Origin of the sequence: Solibacillus sp. FSL R7-0668, from assembly GCF_038006205.1 — a bacterium.
GTDB lineage: Bacteria > Bacillota > Bacilli > Bacillales_A > Planococcaceae > Solibacillus.
This window is the reverse complement of the sequence record NZ_JBBOUU010000001.1, coordinates 2,875,007-2,894,938: the sequence shown is the minus strand read 5'-3', so window position 1 is coordinate 2,894,938 and position 19,932 is coordinate 2,875,007. Positions and strand designations below refer to the sequence as shown.

The following is a 19,932-nucleotide window of genomic DNA, read 5'->3' as shown; positions in this document are numbered from 1 at the left end:
CGCTAAATTAAAAATGCGTGACAATTTAGCTTAAGTTGATTATAATAAGTTTATTCATTAAAAATGTATCATACTTTTTAGTTATCTGAAAGTGCCGGATACGCAAAGAAGAGGGGTAAGAGGAATATGAGTCAACAAGATTTAGAAAGCTTACGTAGTCAAATTGACAGCTTGAACTTGGATATTTTACGTTTAATTAACGAGCGTGCTGCTGTCGTGGAGGAAATTGGTAAAATCAAAGAAAAACAAGGCGTAAATCGTTATGATCCGTTACGTGAGCGTCATATGCTGGATTTAATCCAAAAGCATAACAATGGGCCATTAAACCAAATGACGGTTGATTATATCTTTAAGCAAATCTTCAAAACGGCTTTAAAACAACTTGAAGCAGAAAAGAAAAAAGAATTACTTGTTTCACGTAAGAAAAAGTCAGAAGATACTGTCATTAATGTCAACGGCGAACTCATTGGTTCAGGGACACCTTCTTTTGTATTCGGACCATGTGCGGTTGAATCCTACGAGCAAGTTGCAGCAGTTGCCGCTACAATTCAAGAAAAAGGCTTAAAGTTAATTCGCGGTGGTGCATACAAGCCACGTACATCTCCATATGATTTCCAAGGATTAGGATTAGATGGCTTAAAAATCCTAAAAGAGGTTTCGAAAGAATATGGCTTAGGTGTCATTACTGAAATCGTAACACCATCGGATTTAGACCATGCTTTAGATTATATTGATGTAATCCAAATTGGCGCACGTAATATGCAAAACTTTGAATTATTAAAAGCTGCAGGTGCAACGAACAAACCAGTATTATTAAAACGTGGTTTAGCGGCAACGATTGACGAGTTCATTCACGCTGCAGAGTACATCATGTCTAAAGGAAATGAAAACATCATCCTTTGTGAGCGCGGTATTCGTACGTACGAAAAAGCAACACGTAACACATTAGATATTTCAGCTGTACCAATTTTAAAACAAGAAACGCATTTACCAGTAATGGTAGACGTAACACACTCTACAGGTCGTCGTGATTTATTATTACCATGTGCTAAAGCGGCAATCGCAATTGGTGCAGACGGTGTCATGGCAGAAGTGCATCCAGACCCATCTGTTGCTTTATCAGATCAACAACAGCAAATGGACATCCCAACATTCAATGCGTTCTACGATGAAATTTTAAAATTCATGAAGCAATACGAAGTGTCAAAATAATAAATCATAATCCCTCCGTTAATAATACGAGAGGGATTTTTTCATGATTGCTGAATATAATAAAGAAAGTAATTAATAGTTCAGTGTTAAATAGTTTACTGTTAAACCATTATGTACTACAATGTAGGTAATTCAACAAAAAGGAGCATTTGAAAATGAGATTAAAAGATAAAGTTGTAATTATTACAGGTGGTGCAGGTGGTATCGCATCAGGTATGGCAATGGCGATGGCAAAGGAAGGCGCTGTATTGGCATTAGTGGATATTAATGAAGAAGCAGGCCAAAAAGTACTTGCAAAGGTACGTGAATACTCGCCGAAATCGATTTATTTAACGGGTGATTTATTTGACGTAGCAAACTTACCAAATATCGTAACATCAGTTGTAGATCAATTAGGTAAATTAGATGTATTAGTAAATAATGCACATGCTTCAAAACAAAAACCATTTGAAGAATTAACACAGGAAGATTTTGATTTATCATTTGGTACAGGCTTCTACCCAACATTTTATTTAATGAAAGCGGCTCTGCCATACTTAAAAGAAACAGAAGGGTCAATCATTAACTTCGCTTCGGGTGCTGGTTTAAACGGTCAGCCAACACAAGCTGCATACGCGGCTGCAAAAGAAGCGATTCGTGGAATTACTCGTGTTGCAGCAAACGAGTGGGGGAAATATAATATTAATATTAACTTAATTAGTCCAATTTCAAACAGCCCTGGTGTAGAGGCTTGGAAGCAAGCATTCCCAGACATGTATGAAGCAACATTAAAAGGTATTCCATTAGGTCGCTGGGGTGAGCCAGAAGAAGATATCGGCCGCGTTGCTGTATTTTTAGCATCTGAAGACGCACGCTACATCACGGGCCAAACAATGATGGTTGATGGTGGTTCTATTCAATTACGTTAATATTTTGTAAACAAAGGAGGTGTTTTCGATTAATCAGGCAAATATTTTTCAATTAATTCACATGATTGAACAAATGAATAATGAAAACATTGTCCAATTTACTAAAAAATTCCAATATCCAATCGGTATCTCTCCCATTTTAGTCTTACTAGAATTACGAGATCATGGACAGCTGAAGCAAGTAGAATTAGCGGATCGTTTAGGCTACACAAAAGGTGCTATGACAAGTATTGCGAATAAGCTTGTTACGAATCAATTAGTGGAGCGTGTATTTGACGAAAGCGACCGTCGTACGATTCGCTTGTCCATCACAGAAAAAGGAAAACAGGCTTTAAATGAAGCAAACGAAATAGGAAAAGGTATCTATTTAGATTTGTTTTCAGCATTAACACCTGAAGAGGTTCAAATGTATTTAGCTTTACAACAAAAGATACTTAATCGACATGACTAATCTCACCGTGAAGGACTGTACTGAAAGTAATAAGCTTTCATTGCAGTCCTTTACTATTTTCAGCGTCAATTGAAGAGTGATAACACAAGTTATTCATAAAAACAGAAGAATTCTAGTAAATTACTTGGTTTAAGATTGAAAATGGAAATGAAAGTATTATATGATGATGTTATACATAAATATGGGTTAGGCCATCATTTATTGCATTCACAAGTTAAAGGGGGAGATTAGTTTGACTGTCACAATTTACGATGTTGCACGCGAGGCAAATGTTTCGATGGCGACTGTATCACGCGTAGTAAATGGAAATCAAAATGTTAAGCCAGCAACTAGAAAAAAAGTATTGGAAGTTATTGAACGACTTGAATATCGTCCAAATGCGGTTGCACGTGGGCTAGCAAGTAAAAAAACAACATCAGTCGGAGTCATCATCCCTGATATTTCAAATAATTTAAATGCGGAGCTTGCGCGCGGCATTGAAGATATTGCGACAATGTATCGCTATAATATTATTTTGGCCAATTCAGACCAAAACGAAGAAAAAGAGCTGTCATTACTTGATACAATGCTTGGTAAACAAGTAGATGGCATTGTCATGATGAGTGAAGAAGTTACGGAAAGTATTCAGCGTGCAATTGAAGCATGTCCAGTTCCTATTGTACTCGCTGGTTCAACCTGTGAAACAGAAGCCATTGCATCGGTGAATATTGAGTATTACAATGCAGCAAAAGAAGCCGTTCAACGATTCATTGATAACGGCCATTCACGTATCGCTTTTGTATCGGGTCCGTTGCAATATACGGTAAACGGTCAGCATAAATTAGTTGCGTATAAGGATGCATTGGCACAAGCGGGAATCGAGCTAGATGAAGCGTTAATTGTGGAGGGCGATGGTTCTTATGATGACGGCTTAGAAAGCTGGGCTACATTAGCTACACTTGAGACGCCACCGACAGCGATTTTTGTCGGCAATGATGAATTAGCGATTGGTTTAGTTCATGGTATTCAAGATAGCGGAAAATCGGTGCCAGATGATGTAGAAATCATCAGCTTTGAAAATTCAAAATTAGCTCGAATGGTACGTCCCCAACTGACAAGTGTCGTACTGCCGCTCTATGATATTGGCGCGGTTGCAATGCGACTCTTGACGAAATTTATGAACAAAGAAGAAACTGATGAACAGCATGTTATCTTACCTTATCGTTTGGAACAACGTGATTCCAGTAAATAAACAAAACGCCTGTCAACAATTTAGCTGACAGGCGTTTTCAAGTTATTTCACTAATAATGTCGAGCAGTTTGCATTTTTTGATACATAGGTGCTTACACTGCCGAAAACCATTTCTTGCATTGGGTTTAAACCACGGCAACCTATAACGACTAAGTCTACTTTATTGTCATTTGCATAGTTTGAAATCATGCGACCAGCAGGACCGTGCACGATTGTTAATTTTGAATTTGGATGATTTGCTTGGACATATTGCTGCTCTTTTGCTAAATTTTGAGCATAATCAGCCTCTAATTGATCTAATGTACCTGCGTGTACTGCTTGTGAAGTAATACCTTCAGTTGGAATGACTGAAATAAGTTCAATAAATGACTCTTCAGTAGCAATTTTTACGGCGTCCTGTGCTGCGCGTAATGAGTTTTCAGAACCGTCAACGGCTAGTAAAATATGTTTGTACATAAAAAAACCTCCAATTGGTTAATACAACCATTATAGTCTATTTTCTCAGCATTTACTGTGAATAACAGGCGAATTTTAGAAAAATACAAAACAGGCGAAAAGTGTGGAATGCCAGTCACCCATTGTACGGCTTGTATGATGAAAACATATATTTTCCAATCGTCAAAAAACTATGCAAACTTGTGAAGGGTTCGCATAGTTAGGATACTTACAAACGATTTTTCTCTGAACGAACCATATGTAAGGCTTTTTCTAGCATTTGAGCATTTTTTTCCTCGATTTCAGCTTTACGTGGAATGGCCTCGTATAATGGATCTGGGTCTTCCCATGTTGGAATGAATGGTACCGGTGACTCTACTTGCCATTTGTCTAACCAAGCTTGTGGAAGAGGACCAGTTGGCGCTTGTTGGTCGGTCATTTCTGTCCAAATATAACTCCAAGCGCGTGGTACAACTCGCCAAATATCGTAGCCACCACCACCAACTGCAATCCATCGTCCATCGCAATATTCATGGGCTAATTTATGTGCCAGTTTCGGAATTTCTTTATAAATATTCATCGTTCCGTATAAATGGGTAAGTGGGTCAAAGTAATGGGCATCTGCACCATTTTGTGTTAACACCACATCAGGCTTAAAAAATTCAAATACTTCACGCATCGATTGCTCATATACTTGTAAAAAGCTTTCATCTTCAGTGAACGCGTCAATGGGAAAGTTAAATGAAGTCCCATACCCCTCGCCATTGCCACGTTCGGTAATATTACCGGTACCTGGGAATAAATAACGACCGGTTTCGTGAATGGACAAGGTACAAACATTCGGGTCATCGTAAAACGACCATTGTACGCCATCTCCATGATGTGCATCTGTATCGACATAGAGGACACGCAAGCCGTATTTTTCTTGAATGTATTTAATCGCTACACTGCTATCATTATAAATACAAAAACCGGATGCGCGTCCGCGAAAGCCATGATGTAAGCCGCCACCAAGATTGATAGCGTGCTCGGATTTTCCCTGTAGCACATAGTCAACAGCCTGTAATGTACCACCAACGAGAAGTGCACTTGCCTCGTGCATATTGGTGAACATCGGCGTATCTTCTGTGCCAATGCCGAATGGTTCGCCTTGAAGTGAAGTGAGCTCACCATGACCTGCCTTTTTGACGATATCAATGTATTGTGGATCGTGTGCCAGCGCAATTTCTTCGTCCGTTGCCATTCGTGCAGGTACGATGTCATCATCGGATAGAGCGCCGATATTTCTAAGTAAGTCAATGGTTAAATGTAAGCGTTTATGATTAAACGGGTGTGTGTCCGAAAATTTGTAATTGAGCTGGTCTGGCGAATAAATAAAAACGGCTTTTTTCATAGTGTGACGCCAGGTAAATGTGGCCACAGCACGTTGTAGCCTTGATTTCGTAATTCTTCAATAATTTGAAGTGGATTAATTACTTGTAAACGGACACTTAAAATTTTTGTTGTTTCGCTTTCACCATCTGGGTAGACGAGTACACTTAACACATTGGCTTTGTTTTCATGGAATACCTTTGTAATTTCAAATAACATACCTGGACGATTATCGACGCGGATATCGATTTTAGAGCCTGGTTGGTTTGTACCGGTTAATTCGATATACGTATATAGTAAGTCGGTTGTTGTTACAATCCCAATCAATTCGTTCGCTGAAACAATGGGTAAGCAGCTAATTTTTGATTCGTAAAATGTAAGCGCAACTTCTTCTACAAAATCGAGTGGATGACCGACAAGTGGATTTTTCGTCATGACCTCTCCAATTGCTGCATCGTAAATTGTGGAATTCGGCTCTTCTCGTAGGCATGAAGGCAGTGCTTTTTTTATGTCATGGTCGGTAATGATGCCTACTACCTTTTTTTCGCTATTAATAATTGGAACATGCCGGATATTCTTTTCTCGCATTAAGCGCACAGCATCACGCACAGAATTTTCCGGCATGAGCGTATGTAATTCGCGGTTCATAATTTCTTCGACAATCATTTGATAATCCCCCTTGTGATAAGAATTAATACATGAAGCGACTTCTAAAGCGTAGCCTGTCAAAACGTTCGAGTGTCTCTGTTTCCACACGTGCCCCTACACGTGCCATTAAACAGTTGGCGGGATGGGAGGTGATTTCAGGGTCATCCGTTGCATAGTATTCAAAATTGGCAGATGTCATCATGCGCTCCATCATATTTCGATAATCCCACACCGTAAGACCTGTCCCTTTTAAATCCCAGTGCCAATAATACTCTGTTGTAATGACTAAATAATCTTCCATTGCGTCATCCATAAAGGATACCTCTAATAACTTTTTACCTGCACCAGTTCCACGAAATGCAGGAATTACTTCAATTGCCCCGAGCTCAATCATATTTGGTATACGATCTTCTGCCCAACGTTCGAGTGGATCAGGGTACAAATACGTCACATATCCGACAATCATATCCTCTTGTCGGATGACGATTATGCGCCCCTCTTCTAGCTTTGCGATACCTACTAGCGCCACATGTTGCTGATGTGAAGGTCTAAAGGCTTTTAAATCTTCGTGTAAGGTATACGACGCAAGCCGCTCAGAAGGAACAGGACCTTCTACTAAAACTTTACCATGCCTCGTTTCGAATTCAAGGCAATACTGATTTTTTACATGATTCATAGTCACACCACCTGCTTATGATAATTCCATTATACTCTAATTAATACGAAAAAACGCTTAAAATTGCGACAAATAACTTAATTATGTGAAAATTTAAAATTCTTTTGCCTATTATAGTACAGTATTGTAAAATATAAATATGTTATATAAAAGGGGGATTTTTTCATGGGGATGAAAACGATGGAGAAATTAGCTGTAATTCCAGGGGAGCATAATTTAAAAAATTATGAGGAAACAGCTCGCACACACGACTGGACAAACACTGAAAAAGCATTTTCTTGGTATGAAACAGGGAAGGTCAATATTGCATATGAAGCAATTGATCGCCATGCGAAGACAGCTTTAAAAAGCAAAGTAGCGCTCCATTATAATGACGGTACACGTAAAGAAGCTTATACATTTGAAGACATGATGCATTATTCCAATCAAGCTGCAAACGTCATTAAAGAAAAGTCGAATTTACAAAAAGGAGATCGCATTTTCATTTTTATGCCTCGAACACCAGAGCTGTATTTTAGTTTACTAGGCTCGTTGAAAATCGGTGCGATTGTCGGTCCATTATTTGAAGCGTTTATGGAAGGTGCCGTATATGACCGTTTAGCTGATAGTGAGGCGGTAGCGATTGTGACGACACCAGCATTATTCGAACGTGTACCAATGGACAAGTTACCGCATTTAAAAACGGTATTTTTAGTTGGCGAGGACATTGAAGAAACAGCAAATGTGATTGATTTTAATAAAGAGTTACAAGAGGCATCTAAGGAATTTGACATAGAATGGGTAGATAAAGAAGATGGCTCTATTTTACATTATACATCGGGTTCGACAGGGGCACCTAAGGGCGTATTGCATGTACATTATGCTATGGTGCAACAATATCAAACCGCACAATGGGTATTGGATTTAAAGCAAGATGATATTTATTGGTGTACAGCCGATCCGGGGTGGGTTACTGGAACAGCATATGGCATCTTTGGCCCATGGTTAAATGGTATAACGAATGTCATCATCGGTGGGCGTTTTAGTCCGCAAGCTTGGTATGGTGCCATTCAAGAATACGGGGTAACAGTATGGTACAGTGCACCAACGGCATTCCGCATGTTAATGGGAGCAGGACCTAATGTCATTAATCAATATGATCTATCGTCACTGCGTCATGTATTATCGGTTGGGGAGCCGTTAAATCCAGAGGTTGTACGATGGGGAATGGAAATATTAAATCACCGCATTCATGATACATGGTGGATGACTGAAACAGGTGGGCATATGATTTGTAATTACCCATCAATGGTCATTAAGCCTGGTTCGATGGGGAAACCAGTACCGGGTATCTACGCAACAATAGTGGATGATTCAGGAAATGAAGTACCGCCATTTACAATGGGCAATTTAGCCGTGAAAAAAGGCTGGCCCGCAATGATGCGTCAAATTTGGGGCAACCCAGAGCGTTATGAATCCTACTTCTTAAAAGGGGAGTGGTATGTTTCAGGGGATTCGGCTTATATGGATGATGAAGGCTACTTCTGGTTCCAAGGGCGTGTCGATGACGTGATTATGACAGCAGGTGAGCGTGTTGGCCCATTTGAGGTGGAAAGTAAATTATTAGAGCATCCTGATGTAGTTGAGGCAGGGGTTATCGGGAAGCCTGACCCAGTACGTGGAGAAATTATTAAAGCCTTTGTTTCGCTGCGTGAAGGAGTAGAGCCTACTGAACAGCTAGAAGCCGAAATTCGTGACTTTGTAAAAACAGGGCTTTCCGCGCATGCGGCACCACGTGAAATCGAATTTAAAGAGAAGCTGCCAAAAACACGTAGCGGTAAAATTATGCGCCGCGTGTTAAAAGCTTGGGAATTAAATTTACCAACAGGTGACCTTTCAACAATGGAAGACTAAATTTAAAGGGGAAAGCTACGGCAAAGGTAGCTTTTCCCTTTTTGTCTGTCAAATATAAAATAAAATTTAGAATTATAGATAAATATATAAAAATACAGTTGACTAAATATTTATACATAATTATACTTAGTTTTATCATTTATTTATAGAGTAGCTTACGAATGGTTGTTCCAAACAACTAAAACAAAAATATGAGGTGACATAATGAAGGTAGGAATTATCGGTGCAACAGGCTATGGCGGTTTAGAGCTATTGCGCTTTTTGCATAATCATAAAGAGGTTGAACATATTGATTTATTTACATCATCTGAAGAAGGAACCATTTTTTCAGATAAATTTCCGCATTTAGCAGATTTATATAATGTACCGTTACAAAAAATTGATTATGATGCGTTAGCAAAATACGATGTTGTGTTTGCAAGTACGCCATCGGGAGTATCGAGTAGTCTATTCCCACCACTTGTTGGTTTAGGACCAAAGCTCATTGATTTGTCGGGTGATTTTCGATTGAAGGATTTAGCGAGCTATGAGCATTGGTATAAAAAAGCACCCGCTCCACAAGACGTAGTGAACAAAAGTGTTTATGGCTTAACAGAATGGAATGAGCAAGAAATTCGTGGGGCAGAGTTAATCGCCAACCCAGGCTGCTATCCGACAGCGGTGTTAATGTCGCTATTGCCGTTATTAAAGCATCAATTAATTGATCCAAGCTTTTTAGTTATTGATGCGAAAAGTGGGATTTCAGGTGCGGGTAACAAGCCATCACAAGCCGCACATTTTAGTGAAGCAAATGAAAGCTTCTCTATTTATAAAATTAATGAACATCAACATATACCTGAAATCGAACAGGCCATTCGCTTATTTGCGGGGGTTGATACAACGATTACATTTAATACACATTTAGTGCCAATGACGCGCGGTATTTTAGCAACATCTTATGCACAGGTGACAGAGGGCGTTACACAGCAGCAATTAATCGATTGTTTAAATGAAACGTACAAAAACCATCCATTCATTCGTGTAATCCAAGATGCGAATGCAATCGGTACAAATCGGGTAAAGGGCTCTAACTTCTGTGATATTTACGTTAAGCTTGATGAACGCACTAAGCGCGCAACAATCATTGGGGTGATTGATAACTTAGTGAAGGGCGCGGCAGGTCAAGCGATTCAAAATATGAACGTTCAATTCGGGTTACCACAGCAAACAGGCTTACAATTAGTACCATACTTTATTTAAATTAGGGGGCAATATCAATGGCATCTATGATAGAGATGAAAAAATTATCAAGTAAAAACATCGTATCACCAAAAGGCTTTACGGCAGCTGGTGTACATGCAGGGATTAAGCATAAGAAAAAGGATTTAGCGATTTTAATGAGTGAGGTTCCTGCAAGCGTTGCAGGCGTGTTTACGACAAATGCCGTTCAAGCCGCACCAATTAAAGTAACAAAGGAAGTCGTATACACTACGAAAAAAATGCAAGCAATCATTGTAAACTCAGGTAATGCGAATGCTTGTACAGGGAAGCAGGGCTTAGCAGATGCTTATGAAATGCAAAAGCTAGCAGGCGAAAAATTAGGCATTGATGCGAATCTAGTTGGGGTCGCTTCAACAGGTGTTATTGGTGAAATTATGAAAATGGAACCAATAAAAAATGGGATGGCATTACTTCAACCGGATTCGAAGCTAGAAAGCGGCATCGATTTCGCTCAGGCAATTATGACAACCGATACGGTGATGAAAAATACGACGTACGCAACAGTCATTGATGGCAAGGAAGTATTAGTATCTGGCACAGCGAAAGGCTCGGGGATGATTGAGCCAAATATGGCCACAATGCTTGGCTTTATCACAACGGATGCCAATATCGAATCAGAAGAATTACAAAAAGCATTATCGAGTGTAACAGACTGCACATTTAACTCGATTACAGTAGATGGCGACACGTCTACAAATGATACGGTTGTCGTGATGGCAAACGGCTTAGCTGGTAATGAGCCTTTATCGCCTGCACATCCAGATTGGGAAAACTTCTATACAGCATTACGCCTTGTAGCAGAAGATTTAGCAAAATCAATCGCGCGTGATGGAGAAGGGGCAACAAAGCTAATCGAGGTTGAGGTAGAGGGTGCTCTTTCAGATGAGGAAGCACGTAAAATCGCGAAAACAGTTGTCGGCTCACCACTTGTCAAAACTGCGGTGTTTGGCTGTGACGCGAACTGGGGACGTATTATTGCGGCGGTTGGCTATTCAGGCGCAACGGTCGATCCTGAAAAAATTACAATTAAAATTGGCGGCGCGACAATGGTTGAAAACGGCGAACCAATTCAATTCTCAGAAGAAGCACTTATTGAGATTTTAAAGCAGCATGAAGTAAAAATTTATGTGTCATTAGAGGTAGGAGAAGGACACGGCTTTGCATGGGGGTGTGATTTAACTTATGACTACGTTCAAATCAACGCATCTTACCGCTCGTAAAATGGTGATTAAGCTCGGAGGTAGTACGCTAGAAGGTCTTAATGAGGCCTTCTTTCGCAATTTCAAAGCCTTACAAGCACAAGGAATTCAACTTATTATTACGCATGGTGGTGGTCCAGCGATTAACCGTGAATTAGCTGCTGCCGGAATTACATCACATACAGTAAATGGCTTGCGTGTCACAAGCGAAGAAATGATTGGTATCGTACAATCGACGCTAATTGGTAAAGTAAATCCTGCCCTTGTACATGAGCTACAGGCGGCTGGCATTGCGGCAATAGGATTAAATGGCTTTGACAACGCCCTTTTAACAAGTGATTATTTAGACTTTTCGACGTATCAATACGTTGGGGAAGTAAAGCAAGTGAATGTGGAAATTTTAAATACGTTAACAGAAGCGGGTGTAGTACCAGTCATTGCTTGTATTGGGGCAACGGAAGATGGTCAGGCACTTAATATTAACGGGGATACGGTAGCCAGTGAAATCGCGCTTGCAGTTGGCGCGGATTGCTTATTACTTGTAACAGATGTTGCAGGGATTCGCATTAATGATGAATATCAAACCGAGGTAACACCGAGCCTCATTAATAACTGGATTGAAGAAGGTCATATTTATGGTGGTATGATTCCGAAAGTACAAGGGGCGCTAAATTGTTTACAGGCAGGTATTCCATCTGTTCAAATCGTTAATGAAACATTGACAGGTACGACGATTAAAAGTGAGGAGCTAGTAAGATGAGTGCATTATTTCAAAATTACGCAAGAAGACCCTTCGCAATAGTTGAAGGGAAAGGAACAGAAGTTTTTGATACAACGGGGAAGCGTTATTTAGATTTTACAAGTGGGATTGCAGTTTGTAGCTTAGGGCACGCACACCCAGCCATTGTAGAAGCAATTAAAACACAGAGCGAAAAGCTATGGCATATTAGTAACTTATTTGAAAGTCCAGGCCAAGAGCAACTTGCTACTTCATTAGTAAAGGATGTGCCACTTGATTATGCATTTTTCTGTAATAGTGGTGCAGAGGCAAATGAAGCGGCAATCAAGCTAGCACGTAAGCATACAGGGAAGCATAAAATCATTGTGTTCGAACAAAGCTTCCATGGTCGTACATTTGGTGCGATGAGTGCAACAGGGCAAGACAAAGTGCGTCAAGGCTTTGGTCCATTAGTAAGTGAGTTCATTACATTACCATTCAATGATGTCGAACAATTAAAAGCTGCGGTTGATTCTGAAACAGCAGCGATCATGCTTGAAATCATTCAAGGTGAAGGTGGCGTCAATAGTGTGACAGAAGAGTTCGCACAAGCCATTGCAGACATTCAGGCAAGTTCAGAGGTTTTAGTCATTGTTGATGAAGTACAAACAGGAATCGGCCGTACAGGCACACGCTTTGCCTTTGAGCAAACAGCGATCAAGCCAGATATCGTATCTATGGCAAAAGGGCTTGGTGGCGGCTTCCCAATTGGCGGAATTTTAGGGAAAGAGAAATTTTTTACTACCTTTAACGCAGGTACACATGGTACAACATTTGGCGGTAACCCATTAGCGGTTGCAGTGGCACAAACCGTTATTAATCATGTATTTGATGAGGCGTTTTTACAAAATGTCAATCAAAAATCCGCATACCTTGTCGAAAAGCTACAGCAAGCATTCCCAGAAGAAAAATATACGATTCAGGGGAAAGGCTTAATGCTAGGTCTTGGCTTAGGTGGAGAAGATGTAGCACCGTACGTAACTGCTTTAGATGAAGCAGGGGTATTAACGGTAGCGGCAGGGCCAAAAGTAATCCGTTTATTACCACCATTAACGGTGACAGAGCAGGAAATCGATGAAGCCGTTAAAAAATTACAAGCCGTTATAAAAAAATAGTGCAATCGAAACGGAATTATAAAAAACCGCCCGAGTTCAATTTGAGCTCGGGCGGTTTTGTTTATCTTGAGATTATTCTATTGTATCAGTTGTGTCATCAGGGTTTTCCCCAGAATCTGGTGTTTCCTCAGGTGCTGGATTTTCCGGGGTTTCCTCTGGTGTTGTTGTATCTGGATTTTCTTCTGTAATTGGTGGTTCTGGAATTTCGATAATTTCACCGACTTCATTTGAACTAGCTGATTCAAAGCCACTAATATCCACAGCTTTCACGATATAGCGTACGCCAGGTGAAACGTTCATTTGTAAGCCTTCAAAAGATTTGATTGAACGAACAAATGATAGACCGCCATCTATAACACTGTAGACACGATAGCCTACGACATCATTTGAAGCAGATGGTGCCCAAGATAAGGAACCATTTTCCAATTTAGCCCAAACTGCTTCCGGGGCTTGGCTATCTGCATTAAACGAAGCGCCTGCAACAACGCTATTTCCAGAGCTTGACGGTAATAATTTTGATGCGTCCCCCCCTAATTTACCTAACATACGATCAATGAAGTTTTGGTTGAGTCCAAAGCCATTCATTTGTACGAATTCTGTAGGCGTTGTAGGTAAGGCTGCATAAGTCTTGCCATTAATCACAACCGTTGTTGATGATACGAAACTGTCATCCGGCTGTGTAGGTAAAAATACATTTTTATTGAATAAATCGGTACGTACTAGGCCTGCATTTGCACAAGATGTAGATGAGGCTAAACCTGAAATACCGCAGAATGATCTACTCACAACCCCATCTGGCTGCTTGAATGTTTCTTTTGTCGCGATATATTCGGGATTGATATCATAAAGTGCATTTAAATACTTGGCCCATAAGCGGTTGACACGATTACTTGGATGCTGATAGCGATTATTAAATGCATTTAACGTACGTGGTTTGTCATATCCTAGCCATACACCGATTGAAATATTCGGATTATAGCCAACTAACCATACGTCATTATGATCTTGCGTCGTCCCAGTTTTTGCGGCAAAGTCTGATGAGAATTTCAACTGGCTTTTCGCTAAAGTAGCCGTCCCACCTTCTTTTAAAACACCGCGAAGCATATCTGTCATCATATAAGCTGTTTCTGGTGAAAATACTTGAACGGGCTCCGCTTTATGTTGATAGATGATATTGCCATCTAAATCTTCAATGCGTTCAATCATATAGGCATCAATAAATTGTCCGCCATTTGCAAAGGTTGCATAGGCATTTGTATTTTCTTCAACAGATGCTCCGTATGTTAAACCACCGATTGATGTTGAAAGGTTGACATAGTCACCTTCTGTTAATTTAGAGAAGCCCATATTTTCTAAAAATGTAGCAGGACGTCGATCTAAAATCGAATCATATAGGCGTAATACAGGTAAGTTTTGTGAAGAAGCTACAGCTTGGCGCGCTGGAATAATACCGAGCTCTTGGTTCGGATTGTAGTTAACTGGTTCATAGTTATCATAAGAGCGCTTAAATTTGACATCGACAACCGGGCTACCCGCACCAATGACACCATATTCTAATGCAGGGGCATAGGCTAATAACGGCTTCATTGTCGAACCATTTGAGCGGTATGCCTTAGTAGCATGGTTTAACTGCTCTAGCTCATGATCACGTCCACCAACAAAGCTTAAAATTTTGCCGGTTTTGTTGTCAATGACGATACTACCTGTTTGTACCGGTACATCCACTTCGATTTCTTCACCTGTTTCAGGGTCTTTATCTTTTTTCTTATACGTTTGACCGTATAATGTGTAATCCTGTGTCACTTGTTGCATCGTGTCATACATATCTTTGTCGATTGTGGAGTATATACGATACCCACCAGAGCGTAATAAACGGTCTGCTAAAATCGAATACTTTTCCTGTAAGTTTGATTCTTCTTTTAGACGTGCAGGGTCAATCCCATCTTTTTCAGCAAGGATTTTTGCAAAAATTTCTTTGGCACGTTCTTCTAATTCAACCGTTAGCCAAGGATATTTATCTTCGGCACGTTGTTCACGATCTTTAAAATCCTTTTTAATATCATAACTAATGGCTTCTTTGTACTCGTTTTCTGTAATATAGCCAACCTCTAGCATACGGGACAAAACCGTCTTCATTCGGTCGATACCGGGCTGCATACCTTCATCGCTTTTTTTCTCACCTTTATTTGTGAAAGGCGTGTATTTAAACGGTGCCTGTGGAATTCCCGCAATATAAGCCGATTGTGGTAAGTTTAATTTAGAAGCGCTAATGCCAAAAATACCTTGCGCGGCCGTTTCAATCCCCGCGATATTGCGGCCAGATGAGTTACGTCCATATGGAATGATATTTAAATAAGCCTCTAAAATTTCTTCCTTTGACATGAAGTGTTCTAAGCGGTAGGCAAGTAAAATTTCTTTGGCCTTACGCTCATAAGATACTTCGTTCGTTAGAATTTGGTTTTTAATTAATTGCTGGGTAAGCGTTGAACCACCTGTCTGCGTTGATGAATTTGTGACATCTTGTAGCAGCCCGCGTAGCACAGCCTTTGGTACAATCCCAGGGTGCTCACGGAAGTATTCATCTTCTGTTGCCATTACAGCGTTAATAACAGTTGGTGATATATTTGCGAGCGAAGTTTCACGTCGGTCTAAATCTGTTCGAATTTTCCCTATGTAAATATCATTCGCAAAGTAAATTTCACTTGTTTCTTCATAGCTAAAAATTTGCTCGCGCATCTCTTCTTTCGAACGTAATGGCTCGTCCTTTACTAGTGATGCAAAGTATCCTAAGCCAATGCCACCAAATAAAATGACAACGGTCGTAATAAAAATAATTGCTAATAAGGATAGATTCCAAAATACGTCACCTGTAATTCTTACATAGCGCATTCGTTTTGAAGAAGCAAGGGTTTCGATTTTTTCATTTAATTGATTAAGCCATTCTTTCACATCATCGCCCTCCTAAAATCTTGTTTATTATAGCATATTTGTTCTGTGAACGAATATAATTATTGACATCACCCGAAATCTAAGTAGAATAGAGATTATAAAATTCAAGCATTGAAGAGTTTGCAGTAGTAAAAACGTTCCCTGATTTAGAGAGCTAGCGGTTGGTGAAAGCTAGACATAGCGCTTTTATGAATTACGTTCTTGGAGCTTGGCGCATCGTCAGCGATATAGACGCTTAAAGTGGAAGAAGGTTTTTTCTTCAAGCCGGGTGGTACCGCGTTAAATTGATGATTTGACGTCCCTGCATGCAAATTTGCGTGTAGGGGCGTTTTTTTGTTTTTCCTTACAATGCAAATGATCCAACATGTAAAAGGAGAGAATAACAATGACAAACGAATTATTACAAGATTTAGAATGGCGTGGTTTGTTATACCAGCAAACAGATGCAGAAGGTATGGAGAAGCTATTAAATGAACAAAAGGTATCATTATACGTAGGGGTTGACCCAACAGCTGACTCGATGCATATCGGACATATTGTGCCGCTTTTAACATTACGCCGTTTCCAACAAGCTGGCCACTCACCAATCTTATTAGTTGGGGGCGCAACAGGTACAGTAGGAGATCCATCAGGTCGCTCAGAAGAGCGCCAATTACAAACGATGGAGCAAGTAGAGAAAAACGTACAAGGCCTTAAAAAGCAGATGGAGCGTTTATTCGACTTCTCTTCTGGTGCTGAAAATGCTGCAAAATTAGTCAATAATAATGATTGGATTGGTCCACTTACATTAATCGATTTTTTACGCGATTACGGAAAACTAATCAATGTTAATTATATTTTAAATAAAGATACGGTAGCATCTCGCTTAGATTCAGGTATTTCATTTACTGAATTTGCGTACACATTAATTCAAGGGATCGACTTCAATCACTTATACGATCACCATAATGTTCGCATTCAAGTCGGTGGTTCGGACCAATGGGGTAACATCACGACTGGGTTAGAGATGATTCGTAAAACACATGATGAAAGCGCAAAAGCATTTGGTATTACAATTCCACTTGTTACAAAGGCAGATGGGACGAAATTCGGTAAAACAGCTGGTGGTGCCGTATGGTTAGATGGTACGAAAACATCCCCATATGAGTTCTACCAATTCTGGATTAACACAGCCGATGCAGATGTTGTAAAATACTTAAAAATCTTCACATTCTTAAGTCGCGCTGAAATCGAGGCGTTAGCAGAAAGCGTTGAAACAGAAGCACATTTACGTAAAGCACAAAAAGCTTTAGCTGCTGAAATGACAAAGCTAATTCACGGTGAAGAAGGTTTAGCACAAGCAGAGCGCATTACCGCTGCATTATTCTCTGGTGACTTAAAAGCATTATCAGTAGATGAAATGAAAGTAGCCTTCGCGGGTGTTCCTTCTGTAGAAGTGTCAAAAGAAGATAAGAATATCGTCGACTTAATCGTGGATGCAGGCATTTCTTCATCAAAGCGCCAAGCACGTGAAGATGTAACAAACGGTGCGATTAGTGTAAACGGCGAAAAGATTACGGATTTAGAATATGTCATTGACGGAAAAGACCGTTTAGAAGATGCATTTGCCATCATTCGTCGCGGTAAGAAAAAATACCATATGGTGAAATTCGCATAAATTTAGTATAAGTGGAAAACACTCCAAGTCATTTGGAGTGTTTTTCTGGCATTTGAGAGGGGAATTTTGAAAAGAAGAGAAATGTTCTTATGGAAGAGAGGTGTATAGGATGGATCTAGGACAAATCATTTTTCGTATTATGGGGCTCGTCCTTATTGGTGTCGCGCTAACAATTGGTACAATCATGCTGTTGCTAATCGTTTCATTAAATGGTGGGTTTTATTATGTATCCTTTATCATTGTTGCGGCGATTGTTTTGTTTAGCATAATCATGTTGATGATGTTTCAATTTTTTACGACGAAAAAGAGAAAGCAAGTGGTTGGGGTACTTGCTGTCATTACATTATTAATCGCGTTTATTACCCCATTTAAGGAGCTTTATAAAAATCAAATTCCGACTGTTGATGCAGAGGTCGATGTTTATCAATATATGCCATTTACGGAGAAGAATCATGTAGTAAAAATGGAACATGAGGCGAGCGTACAGCTACAGGAACCATTGCCAATTATTGATGGGGCAACAGCTTTTTATCCGTTATATGCGGCATTTGCAGAGGCCATTTATCCAAAGAAAGACTATCAGCCATATGAGAGTGAGGTAATGGTCAATAAAACACCGACTGCTTATCGTAATTTAATCGAAGGAAATGTAGATTTAATTTTCGCTTTGGCCCCGTCTGAGCAACAGATTAATTCGGCAAAAGCAAATGGGGTGGAGTTGCAATTAACGCCGATTGGCAAAGAGGCCTTTGTCTTCTTTGTTAATGCCAAAAATAAAATTGATGGATTAACACTCGATCAAATTAAAGCTATTTATGCTGGGGAAATAACAAATTGGTCACAAGTAGGTGGTAAAGATGAAGCCATTCGTGCATTCCAACGTCCTCAAGATAGTGGCTCACAAACGGCCCTGCAAAATTTAATGGGGGATAAGCCAATTATGGAGGCTCCAACGGAAAACATTGCACAAGGTATGGGGGGGATTATCGAGGAAGTGTCTAAATACCGCAATTATAATAATGCGATTGGCTATACATTCCGCTATTATTCGAATGAAATGGTCAAAAATGATGAAATAAAATTGCTTGAGGTAGATGGGATTGCACCAACTGTGGATATGATTCGCAGTGAAGCCTACCCGATAACAAATGAATTTTATATTGTCACAACGCAAAATAGTAATCCTCAAGTACAAAAAATTATTGATTGGGTCACATCATCGGAAGGGCAGCAACTGCTTGAACAGGCAGGCTATGTTCCAATCAATGCCACAAAAGGGCCATAACTTTGAATCACCGGATAGATATTAGTATAATAGATACTATATATTTTTTTAGTGGATGGAAAAGGAATTATTTTTTCAAGGAAATCCACATAAAAAGACATCATTTCGCGTGATTTTGGCACGAAATATGTTTTTCTAAGGAGGTTCTATTTTTGAGTAATCTACCAGATACATTTGTCGATGATCGGCACGCGATTTTAAGCATTGCGATAAAGCCCCGTGATACGATACGCTACGTATTAACGACAAAAAATTTGCCATACTTCATCTTTGTTGGTGTTGTTGGTATGTTTGGGAGTAATTTAATTAGCTTTTTTGGCCAAAAGTTTACAGGGGAATATACAGTTGGCGAAATTGTATACTCTACATTCATGTCTAGCTTTCTACTGTATTTCGTATCGACGCTATTATCGGCAGGGGTATTGATGCTAGCCGCAAAAATTTTTGGTGGTGTAGGAAAGTTTAAAGAAATGTTCCGCATGATTAGTATGACAATGATACCGTATATTTGGATTTTGCCAATGGTCTTATTTTGGATGCAGTTCGCCCCGCAGTCGTTTTTTAATATCCCCTATATGCAGCCAGGGATGAGCGACTATATTTTACAATTTATTTGTGGAACGCTAATTATCATTGCGAGTGTTTGGACGTTTGTAATTACAATTGTCGGGATATCAGAGGTACATAAAATTTCGAAGTGGAAAGCATTTTTCGCCTCATTATTTGTCGTAATCATCTTAATTATTTTGACGTGGGTTGCATTATTGTAACTAAAAACGAAGGGCTAGTAGAGAAGTTAACTCTATACTTAGCCCTTTATTTGTGTTTGATAAACTCCTGTTAAAACGGTAAAAACCGCCTCTT

Annotated in this window: 17 protein-coding genes and 1 other annotated feature; of the genes, 12 read left to right on the top strand and 5 right to left on the bottom strand. The window is 39.7% G+C overall.

Annotation, left to right across the window (positions count from 1 at the left end):
- Positions 1-126: 126 nt before the first annotated feature.
- The 4 genes from MKX47_RS14395 to ccpA all read left to right on the top strand — a co-directional run bounded on the left by MKX47_RS14395 (position 127) and on the right by ccpA (position 3,802).
- Positions 127-1,212, top strand: coding sequence for a bifunctional 3-deoxy-7-phosphoheptulonate synthase/chorismate mutase (locus tag MKX47_RS14395; RefSeq protein ID WP_340775474.1), 1,086 nt, complete (start codon positions 127-129; stop codon positions 1,210-1,212).
- 155 nt (positions 1,213-1,367) lie between these two features.
- A complete protein-coding gene (locus tag MKX47_RS14390) occupies positions 1,368-2,120 on the top strand; it encodes an SDR family NAD(P)-dependent oxidoreductase (protein WP_340775472.1) in 753 nt (250 codons plus the stop codon).
- Between the two features lie 73 nt (positions 2,121-2,193).
- The gene (locus MKX47_RS14385; protein WP_340775470.1) at positions 2,194-2,571 is read left to right on the top strand and encodes a MarR family winged helix-turn-helix transcriptional regulator; all 378 of its coding nucleotides are present in this window, start codon (positions 2,194-2,196) and stop codon (positions 2,569-2,571) included.
- A 232-nt stretch (positions 2,572-2,803) separates the two neighbouring features.
- The gene (gene ccpA, locus MKX47_RS14380; protein ID WP_340775468.1) at positions 2,804-3,802 is read left to right on the top strand and encodes a catabolite control protein A; all 999 of its coding nucleotides are present in this window, start codon (positions 2,804-2,806) and stop codon (positions 3,800-3,802) included.
- A 42-nt stretch (positions 3,803-3,844) separates the two neighbouring features.
- Here ccpA and MKX47_RS14375 read toward each other — a convergent pair whose 3' ends face one another.
- From MKX47_RS14375 to MKX47_RS14360, 4 genes are all read right to left on the bottom strand, one after another.
- Positions 3,845-4,258 carry a universal stress protein gene (locus MKX47_RS14375; protein WP_340775465.1) on the bottom strand — a complete coding sequence of 138 codons (414 nt, stop codon included), beginning with the start codon at positions 4,256-4,258 and terminating at the stop codon, positions 3,845-3,847.
- Positions 4,259-4,466: 208 nt separating this feature from the next.
- Positions 4,467-5,630 (bottom strand): acetoin utilization protein AcuC, encoded by a 1,164-nt coding sequence (locus MKX47_RS14370; protein WP_340775461.1) that lies wholly within the window; start codon positions 5,628-5,630, stop codon positions 4,467-4,469.
- A complete protein-coding gene (locus tag MKX47_RS14365) occupies positions 5,627-6,274 on the bottom strand; it encodes an acetoin utilization AcuB family protein (RefSeq protein WP_340775458.1) in 648 nt (215 codons plus the stop codon). Before MKX47_RS14365 ends, MKX47_RS14370 begins: the two co-directional genes overlap by 4 nt.
- Positions 6,275-6,299: 25 nt before the next feature.
- A complete protein-coding gene (locus tag MKX47_RS14360) occupies positions 6,300-6,932 on the bottom strand; it encodes a GNAT family N-acetyltransferase (RefSeq protein WP_340775456.1) in 633 nt (210 codons plus the stop codon).
- A 165-nt stretch (positions 6,933-7,097) separates the two neighbouring features.
- On the opposite strand from MKX47_RS14360, the gene acsA reads away from it, so the two are divergent.
- The 5 genes from acsA to MKX47_RS14335 all read left to right on the top strand — a co-directional run bounded on the left by acsA (position 7,098) and on the right by MKX47_RS14335 (position 13,177).
- Entirely contained in the window at positions 7,098-8,825 is a 1,728-nt protein-coding gene (gene acsA, locus MKX47_RS14355; RefSeq protein WP_445683591.1) for an acetate--CoA ligase, read from the top strand.
- A 204-nt stretch (positions 8,826-9,029) separates the two neighbouring features.
- Positions 9,030-10,064: an N-acetyl-gamma-glutamyl-phosphate reductase gene (gene argC, locus MKX47_RS14350; protein WP_340775454.1), complete on the top strand. Its 1,035-nt coding sequence runs from the start codon at positions 9,030-9,032 to the stop codon at positions 10,062-10,064.
- Between the two features lie 17 nt (positions 10,065-10,081).
- Positions 10,082-11,305, top strand: a complete 1,224-nt coding sequence (argJ, locus tag MKX47_RS14345) for a bifunctional ornithine acetyltransferase/N-acetylglutamate synthase (RefSeq protein WP_340775451.1) — start codon at positions 10,082-10,084, stop codon at positions 11,303-11,305.
- A complete protein-coding gene (gene argB / locus MKX47_RS14340; protein WP_340775449.1) occupies positions 11,268-12,044 on the top strand; it encodes an acetylglutamate kinase in 777 nt (258 codons plus the stop codon). Before argJ ends, argB begins: the two co-directional genes overlap by 38 nt.
- Positions 12,041-13,177 (top strand): acetylornithine transaminase, encoded by a 1,137-nt coding sequence (locus MKX47_RS14335; RefSeq protein ID WP_340775447.1) that lies wholly within the window; start codon positions 12,041-12,043, stop codon positions 13,175-13,177. Before argB ends, MKX47_RS14335 begins: the two co-directional genes overlap by 4 nt.
- A 72-nt stretch (positions 13,178-13,249) precedes the next feature.
- On the opposite strand, the gene MKX47_RS14330 is transcribed toward MKX47_RS14335, so the two are convergent.
- The gene (locus MKX47_RS14330; protein ID WP_340775445.1) at positions 13,250-16,126 is read right to left on the bottom strand and encodes a transglycosylase domain-containing protein; all 2,877 of its coding nucleotides are present in this window, start codon (positions 16,124-16,126) and stop codon (positions 13,250-13,252) included.
- A 102-nt stretch (positions 16,127-16,228) separates the two neighbouring features.
- Positions 16,229-16,432: a binding site (T-box leader), on the top strand.
- Between the two features lie 79 nt (positions 16,433-16,511).
- Here MKX47_RS14330 and tyrS point away from each other — a divergent pair.
- The 3 genes from tyrS (at position 16,512) to MKX47_RS14315 (ending at position 19,838) form a co-directional block, all read left to right on the top strand.
- Entirely contained in the window at positions 16,512-17,783 is a 1,272-nt protein-coding gene (gene tyrS / locus MKX47_RS14325) for a tyrosine--tRNA ligase (protein ID WP_340775442.1), read from the top strand.
- Between the two features lie 109 nt (positions 17,784-17,892).
- On the top strand, positions 17,893-19,068 hold the full coding sequence (locus tag MKX47_RS14320) for a PstS family phosphate ABC transporter substrate-binding protein (RefSeq protein WP_340775440.1): 1,176 nt from the start codon (positions 17,893-17,895) through the stop codon (positions 19,066-19,068).
- Between the two features lie 152 nt (positions 19,069-19,220).
- Positions 19,221-19,838 carry a Yip1 family protein gene (locus tag MKX47_RS14315; protein WP_340775438.1) on the top strand — a complete coding sequence of 206 codons (618 nt, stop codon included), beginning with the start codon at positions 19,221-19,223 and terminating at the stop codon, positions 19,836-19,838.
- Positions 19,839-19,932 lie beyond the last annotated feature (94 nt).

Coding starts and splice junctions, on each gene's coding strand:
- argB (WP_340775449.1), top strand. CDS start 11,268: ATGACTACGTTCAAATCAACGCATCTTACCGCTCGTAAAATGGTGATT.
- MKX47_RS14360 (WP_340775456.1), bottom strand. CDS start 6,932: ATGAATCATGTAAAAAATCAGTATTGCCTTGAATTCGAAACGAGGCAT.
- MKX47_RS14385 (WP_340775470.1), top strand. CDS start 2,194: ATGAATAATGAAAACATTGTCCAATTTACTAAAAAATTCCAATATCCA.
- acsA (WP_445683591.1), top strand. CDS start 7,098: ATGGGGATGAAAACGATGGAGAAATTAGCTGTAATTCCAGGGGAGCAT.
- MKX47_RS14375 (WP_340775465.1), bottom strand. CDS start 4,258: ATGTACAAACATATTTTACTAGCCGTTGACGGTTCTGAAAACTCATTA.
- argC (WP_340775454.1), top strand. CDS start 9,030: ATGAAGGTAGGAATTATCGGTGCAACAGGCTATGGCGGTTTAGAGCTA.
- tyrS (WP_340775442.1), top strand. CDS start 16,512: ATGACAAACGAATTATTACAAGATTTAGAATGGCGTGGTTTGTTATAC.
- MKX47_RS14320 (WP_340775440.1), top strand. CDS start 17,893: ATGGATCTAGGACAAATCATTTTTCGTATTATGGGGCTCGTCCTTATT.
- MKX47_RS14335 (WP_340775447.1), top strand. CDS start 12,041: ATGAGTGCATTATTTCAAAATTACGCAAGAAGACCCTTCGCAATAGTT.
- MKX47_RS14395 (WP_340775474.1), top strand. CDS start 127: ATGAGTCAACAAGATTTAGAAAGCTTACGTAGTCAAATTGACAGCTTG.
- MKX47_RS14390 (WP_340775472.1), top strand. CDS start 1,368: ATGAGATTAAAAGATAAAGTTGTAATTATTACAGGTGGTGCAGGTGGT.
- MKX47_RS14370 (WP_340775461.1), bottom strand. CDS start 5,630: ATGAAAAAAGCCGTTTTTATTTATTCGCCAGACCAGCTCAATTACAAA.
- argJ (WP_340775451.1), top strand. CDS start 10,082: ATGGCATCTATGATAGAGATGAAAAAATTATCAAGTAAAAACATCGTA.
- MKX47_RS14365 (WP_340775458.1), bottom strand. CDS start 6,274: ATGATTGTCGAAGAAATTATGAACCGCGAATTACATACGCTCATGCCG.